General features: G+C 70.5%; 12 protein-coding genes. 4 read left to right on the forward strand and 8 right to left on the reverse strand.

Annotated elements, in window-relative coordinates; all coding sequences use genetic code 11:
* The first annotated feature begins 283 nt into the window (after positions 1-283).
* Both PKE79_RS14290 and PKE79_RS14295 read left to right on the forward strand, forming a co-directional pair.
* A complete protein-coding gene (locus tag PKE79_RS14290) occupies positions 284-1,441 on the forward strand; it encodes an exonuclease SbcCD subunit D (protein WP_271174381.1) in 1,158 nt (385 codons plus the stop codon).
* Positions 1,438-4,497, forward strand: coding sequence for an AAA family ATPase (locus PKE79_RS14295; RefSeq protein ID WP_271174382.1), 3,060 nt, complete (start codon positions 1,438-1,440; stop codon positions 4,495-4,497). Before PKE79_RS14290 ends, PKE79_RS14295 begins: the two co-directional genes overlap by 4 nt.
* Here the strand turns inward: PKE79_RS14295 and PKE79_RS14300 are convergent.
* Both PKE79_RS14300 and PKE79_RS14305 read right to left on the reverse strand, forming a co-directional pair.
* Positions 4,478-5,254: a hypothetical protein gene (locus tag PKE79_RS14300; protein ID WP_271174383.1), complete on the reverse strand. Its 777-nt coding sequence runs from the start codon at positions 5,252-5,254 to the stop codon at positions 4,478-4,480. The two genes, PKE79_RS14295 and PKE79_RS14300, sit on opposite strands and share 20 nt — an antisense overlap.
* A 42-nt stretch (positions 5,255-5,296) precedes the next feature.
* The gene (locus tag PKE79_RS14305; protein ID WP_271174384.1) at positions 5,297-6,223 is read right to left on the reverse strand and encodes an aldo/keto reductase; all 927 of its coding nucleotides are present in this window, start codon (positions 6,221-6,223) and stop codon (positions 5,297-5,299) included.
* Positions 6,224-6,416: 193 nt separating this feature from the next.
* On the opposite strand from PKE79_RS14305, the gene PKE79_RS14310 reads away from it, so the two are divergent.
* Together PKE79_RS14310 and PKE79_RS14315 are read left to right on the forward strand one after the other, a co-directional pair.
* A complete protein-coding gene (locus PKE79_RS14310) occupies positions 6,417-7,781 on the forward strand; it encodes an HNH endonuclease (protein WP_271174385.1) in 1,365 nt (454 codons plus the stop codon).
* A 23-nt stretch (positions 7,782-7,804) separates the two neighbouring features.
* Positions 7,805-7,984, forward strand: a complete 180-nt coding sequence (locus tag PKE79_RS14315) for a hypothetical protein (protein ID WP_271174386.1) — start codon at positions 7,805-7,807, stop codon at positions 7,982-7,984.
* Between the two features lie 21 nt (positions 7,985-8,005).
* Here PKE79_RS14315 and PKE79_RS14320 read toward each other — a convergent pair whose 3' ends face one another.
* The 6 genes from PKE79_RS14320 to PKE79_RS14345 are packed head-to-tail and all read right to left on the reverse strand — an operon-like array spanning position 8,006 to position 17,127.
* A complete protein-coding gene (locus PKE79_RS14320; RefSeq protein WP_271174387.1) occupies positions 8,006-9,310 on the reverse strand; it encodes a sensor histidine kinase in 1,305 nt (434 codons plus the stop codon).
* Positions 9,307-10,029 carry a LytR/AlgR family response regulator transcription factor gene (locus tag PKE79_RS14325; RefSeq protein ID WP_271174388.1) on the reverse strand — a complete coding sequence of 241 codons (723 nt, stop codon included), beginning with the start codon at positions 10,027-10,029 and terminating at the stop codon, positions 9,307-9,309. Before PKE79_RS14325 ends, PKE79_RS14320 begins: the two co-directional genes overlap by 4 nt.
* A gap of 18 nt (positions 10,030-10,047) precedes the next feature.
* Positions 10,048-11,073, reverse strand: coding sequence for a glycosyltransferase family 2 protein (locus PKE79_RS14330; RefSeq protein ID WP_271174389.1), 1,026 nt, complete (start codon positions 11,071-11,073; stop codon positions 10,048-10,050).
* Between the two features lie 4 nt (positions 11,074-11,077).
* Positions 11,078-11,704, reverse strand: a complete 627-nt coding sequence (locus tag PKE79_RS14335; protein ID WP_271174390.1) for a hypothetical protein — start codon at positions 11,702-11,704, stop codon at positions 11,078-11,080.
* A complete protein-coding gene (locus PKE79_RS14340) occupies positions 11,701-14,160 on the reverse strand; it encodes a glycoside hydrolase family 3 C-terminal domain-containing protein (RefSeq protein ID WP_271174391.1) in 2,460 nt (819 codons plus the stop codon). The genes PKE79_RS14335 and PKE79_RS14340 overlap by 4 nt, the downstream gene beginning before the upstream one ends.
* Positions 14,161-14,220: 60 nt before the next feature.
* On the reverse strand, positions 14,221-17,127 hold the full coding sequence (locus PKE79_RS14345; protein WP_271174392.1) for a glycoside hydrolase family 3 protein: 2,907 nt from the start codon (positions 17,125-17,127) through the stop codon (positions 14,221-14,223).
* Positions 17,128-17,214: the final 87 nt, after the last annotated feature.

The raw sequence follows: 17,214 nt of genomic DNA on the forward strand, positions 1-17,214 counted from the left end.
CTGCGGGGCAGCACGCAGCACGCCGATTGGCGCGCGCCCAGACGCTAGCGATCCGCGTTTCCGACGCAGGGTGTGTCGATTAACGAGAGGCGCGCGCACCTGAGTAGTCGGCGCTTGGGTCGTGCGGCCTATTCGGCCCCGCGCTATGTCCCTGCACTGGTACGCCGGTCGGGAACACGCCGCCCGTCTGGGCGACCGAGGTCGAGGCGCAGCGTCGACGCGGGAGGCCCCCTGCCCGCCGCGTCGCCGCGGCAATGTCCGACACCCTCCTTACCGTTGAAGCATGCGGATCCTGCACACCTCGGACTGGCACATCGGGCGGACCTTCCACGGGTTCTCGACGCTCGATGCGCTGCGGGGCGTGTTCGATGCCCTTGTCGAGGAGGTGCGCGCCCGGAAGATCGACGTGGTCGTCGTCGCGGGCGACGTCTTCGACTCCGGTACGCCCGCCGCGGCCGCGTTCGAACTGCTCACCGACACGCTCCGGGCCATCCGCTCGGCAGGGGCTCAGCTCGTCGTCACGAGCGGCAACCACGACTCGGCAGCGCGCCTGGGCTTCCAGGCGCCGCTGCTCGGCGCGGCCGGTGTGCACATCATCACCGATCCGCGCTCGGTCGGCACCCCCGTCACGATCGACGACGAGCACGGGCCCGTGCACTTCTACGGTCTTCCCTACCTCGAGCCCGCGATCGTGCGCAGCGTCTGGCCAGACGTCGACCTGCGCACGCAGGAGCAGGCCATCCGTCATGCGATGAGCCTCGTGAACGCCGATCGCTCCGAGCGCGGCGGGCGATCGATCGTCGCGTCCCACTGCTTCGCGGGCGACGTCGAGCCGACCGCGGGCGTCGAGCGCGAGATCCGGCAGGGGTCGCTCGACGTCGTGCCGCTCGTCGACTTCGACGGGCCCGACTACGTCGCGCTCGGGCACATCCACGGGCGGTCGCGCCTCGCCGAGAACGTCCGCTACTCGGGCGCGCCGCTGCACTACAGCTTCGGTGAGGGCGACAAGCCCCGCGGAGCCTGGATCGTCGATCTCGGCGCCGACGGTGTCGAGCGCATCGAATGGCTCGACCTTCCCATCCCGCGCCGGCTCGTCACTCTGCGCGGCACCCTCGACGAGCTGCTGGCCGACGAGCGCTACCGCGAGCACGAGGGCGACTGGGTCTGCGCCGTGCTGACCGACGTGAACCCGCCGCTCGAGCCGATGCGGAAGCTCCGCGCGCGCTTCGACGGATGCGCCACCATCCAGCTCGCACCCGCCGGAGGAGTCAAGGAGGAGCGTCGCACCTTCCGTGAGCGAGTCGAGAGCGCGCGCTCCGACCGCGAGCTCGTCGACGACTTCCTGACGCACGTGCGCAACGGCGAGGGCGCGACCGACGTCGAGCGGGAGATCATCGGCGAGGTCGTCTCGACCCGCGAGGCCGCGGAGACGCGCGCATGAGAATCCACCGCGTCGAGATCGAGGGCTTCGGCCCCTTCCGCGCGCGCCAGGTCGTCGACCTCGACGCATACGCCGCCGACGGCCTCTTCCTCATCGGCGGGCGCACGGGCGCCGGCAAGTCGAGCATCCTCGACGCGATCACCTTCGCGATCTTCGGCTCGGTTCCGCGCTACGAGGGCGGAGAGAAGCGCCTCCGCAGCGACCACTGCGAGCCCGACGACCCGACGAGCGTCGCGGTCGAGTTCACGACCGGCGGCACCCGCTGGCGCATCGAGCGATCGCCCGAGTACGAGCGCCCGAAGAAGCGCGGCGACGGGATGACCACGGCTCCCGCACGCGCTCAGATGGGCGAGGTGGTCGGCGACTCCGTCGACTGGCGCGCCACGAAGGACCGCGACGTCGCGAACCTCGTCGCCGAGGTCGTCGGACTCAACCAGCAGCAGTTCCTCCAGGTCATCCTGCTCGCGCAGGGGCGCTTCGCCCGCTTCCTGCTCGCCGACAACAACGATCGGCAGAAGCTCCTCCGCACCCTCTTCGGCTCGCGCCGCTTCGAGGACTACGAGAGGGAGCTCGATCAGCGGCGGGCATCGGCTGAGGCGACGGTCGCCGAGGGGCGTCAGCTCCTCTCGGTCGTGCTCGACCAGGCCGATGGCATCGCGGCCCGGCTTCCGTCCTCGTCCGAGGCCCAGGCGGATGGCGAGGGCGGCGCGGGTGCGGCGACAGCGGATGGACCGGGCCGAGAGGCGACGGAGGCTGCGGCCGGGCGCGCCTCTGAGGACATGCGGATCGCCGAGCTCGAGCGCGCCGAGCAGCGCTCGCGCCACGAGGTGGAGATCGCGGAGGCCGCGGAGGCCGAGGCGCGTCGCCGCCGCGAGACGGCCGCCGAGACCTTCGACCGCCTGCGCGGCGAACGGGAGAGGCAGGAGCAGCGTGACGGTCTGCGGCGCCGGCTCGACGAGCTCGAAGCGCGCATCGACGACATCGAGCGCGCGCGGGCAGAGCTCACCGCGGCGCGTCGGGCGGAGAGCGTGCGCGGCGCGCTCGATGGCGCCGGACGCGCCCTCGCCGCCGTAGCGACCGCTGTGAGCGCGGTCGAGGGCGCGGCGGAGCGGTGGTCCGAGTTCGCGTCGGGCGAGGTCCTCGAGCCCGCCGATCTCGAGCGGATCGCGACGGGGGCGCAGCAGCGGATCGGTGAATGGCGACCGGTTCTCGCCGTCGAGCAGAGCCTCGTCGCCGACGAGGAGGCCCTCGCCGCCCTGCGCGACGAAGCCGCACGAGCGCAGGAGCGCGCCGACGAGGTCGCGGCGCGCCTCGCGGAGATCCCGCGTCGACGCGGCGAGCTCGATGCCGCGGCGAAGTCTGCCACGGAGACCGCGGGGCAGCGCCGCCACGCGGAGGACCGGCTGACCTCGGCGACGGCGCAGCTCGAGGCTGCGCGTGAGGTTGCACGACTCGCGTCCGAGTACGAGCGCGCCGCCGCGGCGGCCGAGGAGGCGCTGCGTGCGCGCGACGCCGCCGATCGCGAGCTCGCCGAGCTCCATCGGCGTCGCCTCAGCGGCTACGCCGCCGAACTCGCGGCGGAGCTCTCCGACGGCGTCGCGTGCGCGGTCTGCGGGTCCACGGCGCACCCCGCGCCAGCCGAGCGGGACGACGATCATGTCTCCGCTGAGGAGATCGACGCCGCGGAGGAGCGGAAGGCGCATGCGAGCCGAACCGAGCTCGCGGCATCCGAGACCCGTCGAGAGGCGCAGCGCGCGCTCGCCGAAGCCGAGGCGAAGTCGGGCGGGCGGAGCGTCGAGCAGCTCGAGTCCGAACGCGACGCAGCGGCAGAGGAGCTCCGCGCGGCGACGGCCGCGGCAGAGGAGCTCAAGGCCATCGAGTCGGCCCAGCGCGAGCTCGCCGAGGAGGAGCAGCGTCTCGGGGCCGAGCGGACCGCGGTGGAGACCGAGAAGACCGAGCTGGCCTCGCGCATCCGCTCGGCGGAGGACGGGCTGGAGAAGAACCGCGCGACGGTCACGGCAGCGAGAGGCGATGCCGAGTCGGTCGCCGATCGCATCGAGGCGGAGACCCGGCGCGCGGCAGCCGCAGAGGCCTACGCCGAAGCGCAGAACGATGCGCTTCGTGCGGAGCGAGCCGCGACAGAGGCGGCCGAGGCGCTCGATCGGGCCGTCCGCGACGCGGGCTTCGCCGATGTCGAGAGTGCGCGCACGGCCATCCGCGACGTCGCCGCGCAGGAGCAGCTCGAGCAGCGGATCAGCACCCACGACGGCGATCTGCGCAGCACGAAGGCCGCGCTCATGGAGCTCGAGTTCCTCGTGCTGCCCGAGGAGCCGATCGACATCGACGGCGCGCACGCCGCCCTCGCCGCGGCCGACGACGCCCGCGACGCGGCTGTCGCGCACCTGTCGTCGATGCGTCAACTCGCTGCAGCGCTGCAGGACGCGCTCCGCCGGGCGCAGGAGGCGCATGAGAGCATCGCCGCCGCGGTGCGCGCGGCGACGATCATCCGCGACCTGGCCGACGCCGTCGCCGGGCGGAACATGAAGAAGATGGACCTCGAGACGTTCGTCCTCGCGGCCGAGCTCGAGGGCATCGTCGAAGCCGCCAACCGCCGCCTCGACGAGATGTCGGATGGCCGCTACGCGCTCCAGCACACCGACGCGCTCGCGTACCGCAACGCGGCGAGCGGCCTGGGGCTCGAGGTGCTCGACCGCTTCACGGGGCAGCCGCGGTCACCGCGATCGCTGTCGGGCGGAGAGACGTTCCTCGCCTCCCTCGCTCTCGCGCTCGGCCTCGCCGAGGTCGTGACGAACCGCGCAGGGGGGATCACGCTCGACACCCTCTTCATCGACGAGGGCTTCGGATCACTTGACAGCGAGACGCTCGAGGTCGCGATGCGCACGCTCGACGGCCTCCGCGAGGGCGGCCGCACCGTGGGCGTGATCAGCCACGTCGAGGCGATGAAGGAGCAGATCCCCGCGCAGCTGCGCGTCGATCGCACGCCTCAGGGCTGGAGCACCGTGACCCAGGAGACCGTCAGTCCGCTCGGACAATGATCTGATCTCCGGACAGCTCGAACTGGAGAGCGGTTCCGACGGGGAAGATGTCGCGAAGCGGCGCCGGCGCGCTTTCGTCGATCATTGTCGCGATGGTCGCGGGGAATGGCCCGAACGCACAAGCCGCGAACCCGAAGAAGTACCGCGCTCCGTCATCGGGGAGCGGAGCTGATGCCTGCATGCACCGTGTACCGGCTGCCGTACGCCCCGAACCGCTGAGCGGGTAGGTCACAAAGCTGATGTCGTGGAACTCCTCGAAGACCGTGACATCTCCCGGCATATCGAGTTCCGGCGGCAGCTCGCCGTCGGGGTCGACGTGCAGCACGGCGACGCGGTGCACGTCGATGCTCGACACGGCGGCCCCGCCCCCGAGGGTGACCGCGACGGTGAGGACGAGCGATGCAGCCCAGAGAGCGAGGAGTCTGGTCGAGGGAAGCCCGCGCATGTGCGCCGCAAGCCGTTCGATCCATCGCCATCCCGACACGCCATCCGCTGGAGCGGACAGCACTGGATCGCCCTCCGATGCCGCGCTCTGCGTGTCCGCTGCCGCACCGGGCTGCGCCGACCCGTCCGCCGCGAGCGAAGGGGATGCAGCCGCGACGCCCTCGTCACCCGCGGTGTCGACCTTCGCGGTCCGGGCCGCACCGTCGAGTTCCGCGAGGCGGGCGAGTGCGGCGGCGCGCGTCGCGCCGTCCGCCCCACGCCCGAAGGCCTGCTCGCGAAGGAGTCGCAGTTCGTCGTCGGTCGCGGGAGCCATCCCGCTCATCCTGCCATCGCGCGCGGGTGGCGCTGCGGGCCGCTAGGCGGACAGGCGGTCGAGTTCTGCGATCTCCTCCGGCGCGAGCTCGAGGCGTCCGGCGGCGAGGAGATCCGCCACCTGGTCGACGCGCGACGCCGACGCGATCGGGGCGACGACGGTGGGGCGCGACCGAAGCCACGCGAGCGAGATCGTCGCGATCGACACCCCGTGGGCCTGCGCGATCCGCTCGATGCCGTCGATGAGCGCGAGGTTCTTCTCGGAGATGTACTCCTTCGCAGCGCCCGCACGCGGAGAGCCGGCGTCGGCCGCCGAGCGGTACTTGCCCGCGAGGAAGCCCTTCGCGAGGGAGAAGTAGGGCAGGACGCCGAGGTGGAACTCCTCGGCGAGAGGGAGGATCGTCTGCTCGATGCCGCGCTCGACGAGGTTGTAGTGGGGCTGCACGGCGACCGGGTCAGGGGCGCCGATCTCGCGCGCGATGCGGATCCACTCGTGGATGCGCTCGGGCGTGTAGTTCGAGATCGCGGTGTACTGAACGAGGCCGTCCTGCACGAGCTCGCCGAACGCCGCGACGGTCTCCTCGAGCGGCGTCGACTCGTCGTCGAAGTGCGCGTAGTAGAGATCGATCGACTCGACGCCGAGGCGCTCGATGGACGCCTCCGCGGCGGCGCGGACGTTGGCGGCGGAGAGGCCGCGGAAGTCGGGGTGCTGGCTGACCTTCGTCGCGACGGTCACGCCCTGCGGCTTGCGATCGGCGAGCCAGGCTCCGATGATCCGCTCGCTGTCGCCGCCGCTGTTGCCGGGAACCCACGCGCTGTACGAATCGGCCGTGTCGATGAAGTCGCCGCCTCCTTCGACGAAGGCGTCGAGGATGCGGAACGACTCGTCGCGGTCTGCCGTCCACCCGAACACGTTTCCGCCGAGATTCAGGGGGAAGACGTCGAGCTCGCTCGTGCCGATCCGTGCCATGGTGCCTCCAGTCGTTCGGTGATCCGGCTTCCAGACTATGAGCGGTCGGATGGTCGGGGCGCGGATCGCGGGGAGATCAGCGGATGCTGCGGCTGCGTCCGCGGGGGAGGGACGTGCGCTCGTGTGCGAATGAACTCGAAGAAAACTTCTAAAAACCCTTGCGCGGACAATCGAACAGAACTACTATGGAGTCATGTCGAGGATGACATCAGCACTCAGCGAGAGCCTGGCGGCCCTGCGTGCCGACGTCGCTGACCTCGATGTGGATGGTCTCGCTCCGGACGAGCTGAGGGCGCTGACCGATGTGCTCGGCGCCCTCCGGCGGAGCGTCGATGCGTCGCTCGCCGCGGCCTCGGGAGAGATCGCCCGCCAGTCGCGCCGCGAGCTCGGCAAGGACGGGTTCGCGCGCAGGCAGGGGTACTCCTCGCCGGGCACCTTGCTCTCGGCCACGACGGGTGTGACGACGGGCGAGGCTGCTCGGCTCATGCGTGTCGGCGAGGCGATCGCGCCGCGGATGAGCCTCGTCGGGGAGCGGCTGCCCGCGAAGCACCCGCATGTCGCCGAGGCGCTTCGGTCCGGCGCCCTCGGCCTCGCCGCAGCGGAGGCCATCGTCGGCATGCTCGACCGGGTGGCCGTGCGCGCCGGCACGGCGGCCTGCGACGAGATGGAGTCGATCCTCGTCGCGCAGGCCCCCGGGCTCACGAGTGACGAGCTGCGGCGCCTGCTGCTCGATGCCGAGATGCGGCTCGATCCGGATGGCGCAGAAGACCGAGAGCAGGATCGCCGCGATCGGCGCATGCTCGCGTGGCGCACCGAGCGCGACGGCTCGGTGTCCTTCACGGGACGCGCCGACCCCGAGACGGCGGCGCCGATCGTCGCGCTGCTCGACGGCATGGTGACGCAGCGGATGCGCGCGAACGAACACGAGCCCGACGAGGCGCGCCGCGATCGTCGCACGCGGCTGCAGATGCAGATCGACATCCTCGCCGACGTCGCGCGGCATGCGCTCGGCTGCACCGCCATTCCGACCCGCCCCATCGCCACGATGGTCGTGCGGATGGACTACGACACCTTCCGCGCGGCACTCGATGAGCAGAACGGCGATGCGTCGGGCGGCGGCATGGCGACCATCGACGGAATCGAGCAGCCCGTGACCGCCAAGGCGGTGCGGCGCATGGCGGTCGATGCGCAGATCATCCCGTGCGTGCTCGGCGGCAAGAGCGAGATCCTCGACCTCGGACGCAGAGAGCGCCTCTTCACTCCGAAACAGAAGCTCGCGATCTCCATCCGCGACGAGGGGTGCGCATTCTGCGGCGCCCCGCCCGGGCACGCTGTGGTGCACCACATCGAGTGGTGGTCGCGGGGAGGAAGGACCGATCTCGATAACGGGATCCTCCTGTGCGTGGCCTGTCATCATCGGATCCACGACGACGGATGGGATATCCGCATCGAGGGCGCCGGGGTCGACGCGGTGCCGTGGTTCATCCCGCCGCCCTGGCTCGACCACACGCGCACGCCGCGTCGTGGCGGGCCGACCCGGTACCGGGTGGCCTGCTGATCGGCGGGCCCTAGGCTGGAGTCATGAACAAGAGCACCATCTGGACAGGCCTGGGCGTCATCGCCGCGGTCGTCATCGCGTGGTGGCTCGTGAACATCCTGTTCTCGGTGATGTTCTGGATCTTCAAGCTCGCGGTCGTCGCCGTCGTGGCCGTGGTCGTCTTCTTCGTGCTGCGGTCGCTCGTGAGCTCGCGGCGCGACTGAGTACCGCCGAGCCCGGAACGCTCAGCGCGGGAAGAGCGCGCGCAGCGAGAACCAGCGCTCGTCCGCGCTGATCGAGAGCGAGCCGCCGTACCGCTCGACAGCCGCCTCGATGTTGCGCAGACCGTAGCCGTGGCCGGCCTCGCGCTTGCGTGAGACGATCCGGCCATCCGAGCGCTTCACGATGCCGTCGAAGGTGTTCTCGACACGGAGCATCACGAAGTCGTCCTGCGCGAAAAGGGCGACCCGCACGAGGCGCTCGTCGGCGTCCGCAATGCGCTTCGTCGCTTCGATGGCGTTGTCGAGGGCGTTCCCCAGCACCGCCGTCACGTCGAGCGGGCTCATGAAGTCGAGCAGCCGTCCATCCGCCACGTACGAGACGTCGACTCCGTCCTCGTTGGCGCGCAGGCGCTTGCCGGTGAGGACCACGTCGACCACGCGGTTGCCCGTGCGCACCTGCGCCCCGTAGTCGCGGATGGACTCCTCGAGGTCGTCGAGCATCCGCTCGCGCAGCCCCGGATCGGTCTCGGCGCGCAGCGCATCGAGGTGATGCTTCATGTCGTGGTACTTGCGGCTCACCTCGTCGATCGCGCGTCGCGAGAGCTCGTACTGGTCGTGCTGGCTCCGGAGCAGCTGCGACATCGCCTCCGCGTCGCGCCGGGTCTGCATCTCGCGGCGCACCTCGTGCTGCACGTAGAGCGCGATGTAGCCGCAGAGGTCCACCAGTGTGCGGATGTAGAAGATCTCGGGGCCGAGCCGGCTGCTGAACGGGGTGTTGGCGTTGGCGAAGCTGAGGTTCGAGATCCCGAAGGTCGCTGCGGCGATCGCGAGCGCGCTCACGAGCTCGCGCCATCCGACCTCGATCTCCGCGCCGCGCGTGAGATGCCGGCGCTCGGCGAGCCAGGCGAGCACGAGCACGCCGCCGTAGACGAGGGCGAGGAACGCCGCCCGCGCGACGCCCTCGGCGTCGGGCAGGTAGAAGCGCTCGAGCTGCCAGTGCAGCGACGCGACGAACTCGGCGAGCACGAACGCCCGCGCTGTCAGGTACCCCGCCGTCACCGCGGTGATCCGCAGCGACGCGAAGAGGAGCGCGAACATCGTGAGCGCGGCGCCGAGCATGCCGGGGATCCACAGCGCGAGAGGGAGGGTGTCTGCCCACAGCTGCAGGCCGACGAGAGCCGCGAGCCCGGCCAGGGCGACGCCGACGGTCGGGAGCCACCGCATGCGCCGGCGGACGATCGCGATGAACACCACGCAGGCGCCCCACTCGGCGAGAGCGGTGAACAGGCGGGGGATCTCGGCGAGCTCGCTCGTGACGACGTCGCTCATGCCGTGATCCCGCGCGAGCCGATGTAGCTCGCGAGTGCCGCGAGGAAGTCCTTCTTGCGCGGACGGCTGATCTGCAGCCGCGCGCCGCCGCGCATCCGGCAGTCGCTGCCCTCGACGCCCGTGACGTGGCGCAGATTGACGAGGTATCCGCTGTTGCACCGGTGGAAGCCCTCGTCCGTGAGCTCGGCCTCCATGGCCTTGAGCGTCGCGACCACCGTGTGGTCGGTCTCGAGCGTGTGGATCAGCACGTTGTGCTTCGCGCTCTCGAGGTAGACGATGTCGGCGACGTCGACGCGGTGGCGCGCCCCGTCGGTGGTCGAGAAGAGGAGGTGACGGCGCTCGCGCCGCCGCAGGCGGACGAGGCACCGCTCCATCTCCTGCTCGAAGGCCGCGTAGGACACCGGCTTGAGGAGGTAGCTGAGCGCGTCGACCTCGTATCCGCTGATCGCGTACTGAGGCGAGCTCGTCACGAACACGATGATGACCTCGCCGTCCACCTCGCGGATGCGGCGGGCCGCGGTCATGCCGTCCACGCGCTCCATCTGGATGTCGAGGAGGAGGACATCCCAGTCGGGCCGGTAGTCGTCGAGGATGTCCGCGCCGTCATGGAACGCGCCGATGTGGAACCGCTCGTCGTGCTCGCGCTGGAACCGGTCGAGGTGCGAGAGGAGACGGTCGATGCTCCCCGGGTCGTCCTCGACGACGGCGATGCGGATCATCCTCTCTCCCTCCTCGGATCAGCTGAAACCGACGACCCGGCGCGCGACGCTGTACGCGAGCGAGGTCACACGGCGCCCGGCATGACCGGGCAGGTTGCTGCTCGCGCCCATGAAGCTCCGTCGGAGCCTCGTGTAGACCCACGGGCTCTCCGCCTTGACCTCGCGCCAGAAGGCGTCGCGCTGAGCGAGGTGCGCACGCGTTCCTCCTCGCGCGAGAGTGGCGGAGGTGACCGCGCAGATCGCCTCGATGTAGTGCAGCAGCGCGGCGTACAGGGGCGCTGGCACCTCTCCGGTCGCGACCTCGGCGGGAGAGGGGAGCGCGCGCAGGGCGAGGCGGTTCACCCGCAGCTGCTGGTCGACGCGGCGCAGCATCGTGTCGGCCTCGACCGACTGCCCTTCGCGGCCGATGACGTAGTGGTAGAGCTTCACCGGCAGGTAGTACATGCTCCGCACGCGCGCGAGGGGCACGACGACGTAGAGGTTGTCGACGTAGAAGGTGTTCTCGGGCAGCCGGAGGCCGGATGCCCGCACCATCTCGGTGCGGTAGATGATCGCGTGCATCATGAGGTACTGGCGACGGCTGAATCGCTCGGTGTCGCCCCATTCGAAGACCCGTCCCGCGGGGAAGACGCTGTCGAACCGGGAGACGCGGTTCGACTTGCCGACGCGGTCGTGCACGTAGTCGGTGAACACGGCGTCGACGCCGCCGCACTCCTCGAGGGTCCGCAGGATCTGCAGCACCTGCTCGAGAGCGGGGATGCTGAGCCAGTCGTCGGCGTCGAGCACCTTGAGGTACGTGCCGCGGGCCTCGGCGAGACCGGTGTTGATCGCCCCGCCGTGCCCCCGGTTCGGCTGATGGATGGCCCGGAACACGTCGGGGCGCCGACGCGCGTAGTCGTCGGCGATCTCGGCGGTGGCGTCGGTCGATCCGTCGTCGACGACGATCACCTCGATGTCGTGCCGCATCCGCAGAAGGGGGACGAGGGCACGGTGAAGGTGGTCGGCCGCGTTGTAGGCGGGGACCACGATCGAGAGGAGGGGCATGGCTCTAGTCTGCCTGTGCGGTGGGCGCGGCCACGGCGGCGGCGTCGGGCGTCTGGCGGAAGATCAGCTTGAAGATCGGGTAGAAGACCCAGAACGAGATCGCCGAGTTGATGATCATCGTCGCGACGTCGGCCACGACCTCGCCCGTGCCGCCCCACATCCCGATGAGGAGGTCGTAGATCGGGGCCTTGTAGAACCCCTGCGCGGCAGCCGCGACGAACGTGATGACGACGTAGGCGAGCGCGTACCATCCAGCCGCGACCCACGGCGAGGTGTTCGACTTGAACGTGATGTTGCGCTGGAGGAAGAAGTTGATGACCTGCGCGATGAGCAGCGTGATCTGGACGGCTAGGAAGTAGGCGAGACCGCCGCCCCCTTCGGGGAGGGCGCCGGCCGCGTAGTCGAACATGAAGTACGTCGAGCCGTCGACGTTCGAGCCGACCGGGAGCACCTGGAAGTCGACCCCGACGAGACCCGTGAAGCTGTCGAACGCCCAGCGGAAGATCGGCATGAGCGCGAGCTGCAGCACGGTCACGCCGTTCGAGAGCACGAAGAACATGAGGAACTTCGACAGCTCGGGGTGCCGGTCCTGGAAGCCTCGCCACCAGTCCTTGATCGCGGTGAACATCATGCGCTCCTGTTCGAGGTGGGTGCGTCGGCGGCGGAGAGGAAGGCGTCGCGGGTGCGCCTCTCCTCCCGGCGTCCGCGGAAGAAGGCGGCGACGACGCGGCCCAGACCGCGGATCGTCTGCCCGTTGACGAGGGTGAGCAGCGCGTCGGTGAGCCGGCTCGTCGCAAGGCCGCCGCTCATCTTCGAGATGACGCGGAACGGCCCGTTGAAGAGGAAGAGGATGTTGAGGTCGGGCTCCCCGGACGCCTCGGCCTTGCGCCGACGACCGTCGACGATCCGGAACACAAGACGCGCGAGGGGGCTGCGGGCGACGCGGAGCCGATCGATCGGATCGTTCACCCCGAGCGGGCCGTCGCCCCATTCCGAGTCCGGGCGCGGGCGGCCGAGCAGCGCGGTGAAGTCCGCGTCGGAGACGTCGTGCACGCGTCCCGTGGCATAGACGGCGAGTGCTGCCTCCGGCGCCCGCTGCGGCACGGTGCCCCCGATGGGCACGACGGCCTCGAGCGGCAGATCGCGCACATTCGGGCCCACCTGCACGAGGTAGTCGCCCTCCTCGATCTGCCAGGCGCCCGTGCGGACGTCGAAGAACCGGAAGGCGCGCGCGCCGAGCGGCACGGTGATCCGCGCGGACTCGCCGGCCGCGAGCCGCACCTTGCGGAAGCCCTTGAGCTCGCGCACCGCGCGCGGAACGCCGCCCGTGCCGCGGCGGCCGACGTAGACCTGCGCCACGTCGGCGCCTGCGACGCCGCCCGTGTTCGTCACGGTGAACGAGACCGCGTCGTCGCCCACCTGCAGGTCGGAGTACGCGAACGTCGTGTAGCTCAACCCGAATCCGAAGGGGAATGCGACATCGACGCCCGCGGTCTCGTAGTAGCGGTAGCCGACGAAGGGGCCCTCGCGGTACTCGGCGGTGCGGTCGACGCTCGGGAAGCGTTCGGCGGTCGGCGTGTCGGCGAGGCGGTGCGGCACGGTCTCGGCGAGGCGACCGCCGGGGTTGACGGCTCCGGTCAGCACGTCGGCGAGCCCCTCCGCACCGGCCTGTCCGCCGAGGTATGCGTGCACGAGGGCCGCCGCGTCATCGGCCCACGGTGTCTCGACGACGCCGCCCGCGCTCAGCACGACGACCGTGCGCGGATTCGCGGCCGCGACAGCGCGCAGCACGTCGACCTGCGCGGCGGGCAGCGCGAGGGAGCCGCGGTCGAGCCCCTCCGACTCGGAGATCTCGGGGAGGCCGAGCGCGAGGACCGCGACCTCGGCCTCGCGCGCCGCGGCGACGGCACCTGCGAGGAGAGCGGAGTCAGGGCGGCCGTCCCGGTGGAACCCCGGCGAGAACGAGAGCACCTCGAGGTCGGTGTCGGCGAGCGCATCCCGCAGGTTCGTCACCCGGGTGGCGTTGACCGCCGACGATCCCGCGCCCTGGTAGCGCGGGGTCTCGGCGAAGTCGCCGATGAGGGCGACGCGCGTGCCGGACGAGAGGGGGAGGAGCCCGCCCTCGTTGCGCAGGAGGACGGCCGACTCGGCCGCCGCGCGTCGGGCGAGGGCGTGGTGCGCGTCGGCGTCGAAGCGCGATCGGGCGCGCGTCGTCCGCGTCGTGACGCGCCGCACGAGGTCGAGGATCTCGGCGACCCGCGCATCGAGGTCCGCCTCGGCGAGCTCGCCGCGCTCGACGGCGGCGACGATCTGACGGGTCGAGTCGAACCCGGGCGAGGGCATCTCGATCGAGCCGCCCGCGCGCACGGCGGCGACGGCGTCGTTGCCGCCACCCCAGTCGGAGACGACCGCGCCGTCGAAGCCCCACTCCTCGCGGAGGATCTCGGCGAGAAGATGCGCGTTCTCGTGCGCGTAGGCGCCGTTCACGAGGTTGTACGACGACATGATCGCCCACGGCGCCGCGTCCTCGACGACGATCTCGAACGCGGTCAGGTAGATCTCGCGCAGGGTCCGCTCGTCGACGACCGAGTCGCTCACCATCCGGCGCAGCTCCTGGCTGTTGACGGCGAAGTGCTTGGGCGTCGCGGCGACGCCCTGCTCCTGGATGCCGCGCACGTACGCGGCGGCGAGGCGCCCCGCGAGCTCGGGGTCCTCGGAGAAGTACTCGAAGCTGCGCCCGCCGAGCGGGCTGCGCTTGATGTTGAGACCCGGCCCGAGCAGCACGTGCACGCCCTGGGCGGACGCCTCCGCACCGAGCGCTCGGCCGATCTCGGCGGCGAGCTCCTCGTCCCAGCTGTTGGCGATCGTGGCCGCGGTCGGGAAGCAGGTCGCCGGCTCGGAGGCGTTGAGACCGAGGTGGTCCGCGGAGCCGACCTGCTTGCGCACACCGTGCGGGCCATCCGACATCCAGATCGCGGGGATGCCGAGACGCGCGATCGCGCGCGTCTGCCAGGTGTTCTGACCGCTCAGCAGGGCGGCCTTCTCGAGGAGGGTGAGCTGGGCGAGGAGCGCCGGTGTGTCGTTCACGATGAGGTCTTCCTGTGCGGGGCCGGGAGGTCGCCCTCCCGGCCCCGGTTCATGGCTGGGTCAGTACGTCGCCGCGTCGGCCGGGGCGACGGTCGGGCGAGCGCGGTGACGGCGCACGCGCATGACCATCCAGACCACGCCGGCCACGACGAGCAGCGCGAGCAGGATCGTCCCGACGATGACGCCGATCTCCCAGCCCGCCAGCTGGTACGTGAGCGTCGCACCCGAGGCCATGCCGTTCACCGCGTTGGAGTTCGCCACGGTGTAGAGCACGTTGTGGATGGCGTACCGCAGGTTGTCCTGCGCGGCCGCGCTCGTCGAGTCCGCGATCGTCTTCGAGCCCTCGAACGTCAGCATGTGATCCGTTCCCCTGGCGTTCCACGCCTGGTCGGGGTACATGAAGTCGTACAGGTTGAAGTCGGTGATCGCGAAGCCGCGGAAGCCCCACTCCTCGCGCAGGACGTCGTGCATGAGCGCGGACGAGCCGCCGGCCCACGTCGCGCCGATGCGGTTGAAGGAGCTCATGATCGCGGTCGAGCCGATCTCGCTCGTCTGCAGCTCGCCATCCGCGTCGTAGTACTCGACCTCGCCGCGCGCGTCCTTCACGACCATCTCGAACGGCTTGAGGTACAGCTCGCGGATGGTCTGCTCGGTCGCCCAGGTCGAGAGCCCGCCGCCGTTCACGCGGTTGGTCTCCTGGTCGTTCATGGCGAAGTGCTTCGTGAACGAGTACACGCCCTTCGTGAGCGCGCCGTCGACGACCTGGGTCGCGAGGGCGCCCGAGAGCACCGGGTCCTCCGAGTAGTACTCGAAGTTGCGGCCCGCGAACGGCGAGCGGTGCAGGTTCACCGCGGGGGCGTACCAGCCGTTCGCACCCATGTGCAGCGCCTCGTTGCCCACGGCCACGCCCATGGCGTTCGCGAGGTCGCGGCTCCACGTCTGGCCGATGAGGTACTCCGAGGGGAACGCGGTCCCGGTCCAGAGGTCGGGGTTGATGAACGACGAGAAGCCCGCGGGGCCGTCGAGGTCGTTCGTGCGGATCTTGCCGATCTCCGGCAGCCCTGCCGTGTTGTACGCGCCCGACGTGAGGAGCGTGAGCACCTCGTCGGGGTCGAGCTGGTCGAGGAGCTCCTCCCACGCGGGGTCGTCGTACGGCAGGCCGCGCAGATCGACGAGGGACAGGTCGTTGTCGGCGTTCCACGTCGGAGCCTCGGCGCCCTCGGCGTCGGACGCGGCGGCTGCGGCGTCGAACGGCTCGTACGCGGCGATCGTCGCCTCGCTCGCCTCGAGGTCGGCGCCCTCGGGAGCGGTCGGGAACGTGCCGGCGAAGTCCGCGCGCGAGAACGCCGTGCGGGTGCCGTCCTCGAACGCGGCCGTCACGTCGTCGAAGCGGTTGGTCGCGGGGACCTCGTCGCTCGCGCGTCCGTCCGTGTAGACGACGGTCTCGTCGACCGTGTAGACGAGCGGCTCGATGCCGTCCTTGAGGCTGTGCGAGTCTGTCTGCAGCTTCAGCTCGTAGTCGCCCTGCTCGAGCACGTAGGCCGCGGCATCGGCCGCGTCGTACGAGGCCATGTCCTCGACGGCGAGCGTCAGCGTGACGGTCTCCGTCGCGCCGGGCTCGAGGAGCTCCGTCTTCGCGAAGTCGCCGAGCACCACGTGTGCCTTCTCGATGCCGCCCGGGGTGTACGGAGCGGTGTAGTAGAGCTGGACGACGTCCTTGCCGGCGACGTCGCCCGTGTTCGTCACGTCGACGTCGATCGAGATCTCGCCGTCGACCTCGCCCAGGCGCGCGTCCGCGACGCTCCAGCCGAAGGTCGTGTAGCTCAGCCCGTAGCCGAACGGGTAGACGACGGCCTCGTCGTAGTCGATGAAGCCCTCGACCGCGGCGGTCTCGTAGTAGCGGTACCCGCTGTAGATGCCCTCCTCGTAGTCCACGAAGTACGCGTCCTCGAGGTTCGAGTAGGCGAAGTCGCCGAAGTTGACGAACGTCGGGTCGGCCGTGAAGTCGGCCGAGAAGACGTCGACGGTGTGACCCGACGGGTTGACGGCGCCGCTCAGGATGCTGCCGAGGGCGTTGAAGCCCGAGACACCCGGCGAGCCGGCGAACACGATGCCGTCGACTGCGGGGTCGTCCTCGAGGATGCCGAGCTCCATCGACGTCGACGCGTTGACGACGACCACGACGGTCTCGAAGTTCTCCTCGGCGAGGGCGACGAGGTCCTTCTCGTCCTGGTTGAGCTCGAGCTGGTGCTGCCCCGGCTCGGCGGTCTCGTCCCAGGGGGTCATGTCGGTGGCGAGGTCTCCGCCCTCGCCGCCGGCGCGTCCGATGACGACGATGGCCGCGTCGCCGTACTCCGCGAAGCTGTCGAGCGCGTCCTGCGAGTACTCCTCGATCGGCATCTCGCCGATGTTGTAGTTCGACTCCTCGGGCTTGTCCATGACGATGTTCGTCCGGCCGCCCTCCGCTGCGGGGTTCGCCTCGGCGAAGGCCGCGAGCTCGTCGAAGACCGTGTCGTTGACCGTGAAGCCGGCGTTCTCGATGCCCTGGCGGATGTTCACGGCCGTGCGCGTGTCGGCGGTTCCCGATCCGGAGCCGCCGTACACGGGGTCGGCGGCGCCACGACCGAGGAGCGTCACGGCGCTCGTCTCGAGCGGCAGCGCGCCGTTGTTCTTGAGGAGCGTCATGCCCTCGTCGGCGATGTCCTCGACGAGCTCGGCCGACGCCGCCTTGGCGTCGTCCTGCGTCGCGTGATCGCTCTCGTAGTAGGTCGTGTCGAGCTCAGCGCCCTCGGCGGTGTTGCTGACGACGTACGTGCCGGTGCCCATGAACGATTCGATCGCCCCGCGGAACATCCCGATCGCGATGTTCGCGCCGACGGCCAGGACGGCCACGAACGCGACGATCGGGATCCAGATCGCGAGGAACCTCCTGTTCGACATCGGCGCCTTGGCCTTCGTTGAACCCACGTGTTCTCTCCTCTTGATGCGGGCCTCCCTCGGCGGAGGCCGGCGTCCCGCCTCGGTGCGCAGACGCCGCCACCCATTCCACCGATG

It is taken from the genome of Microbacterium barkeri (assembly GCF_027921765.1).
Classification (GTDB): domain Bacteria; phylum Actinomycetota; class Actinomycetes; order Actinomycetales; family Microbacteriaceae; genus Microbacterium; species Microbacterium barkeri.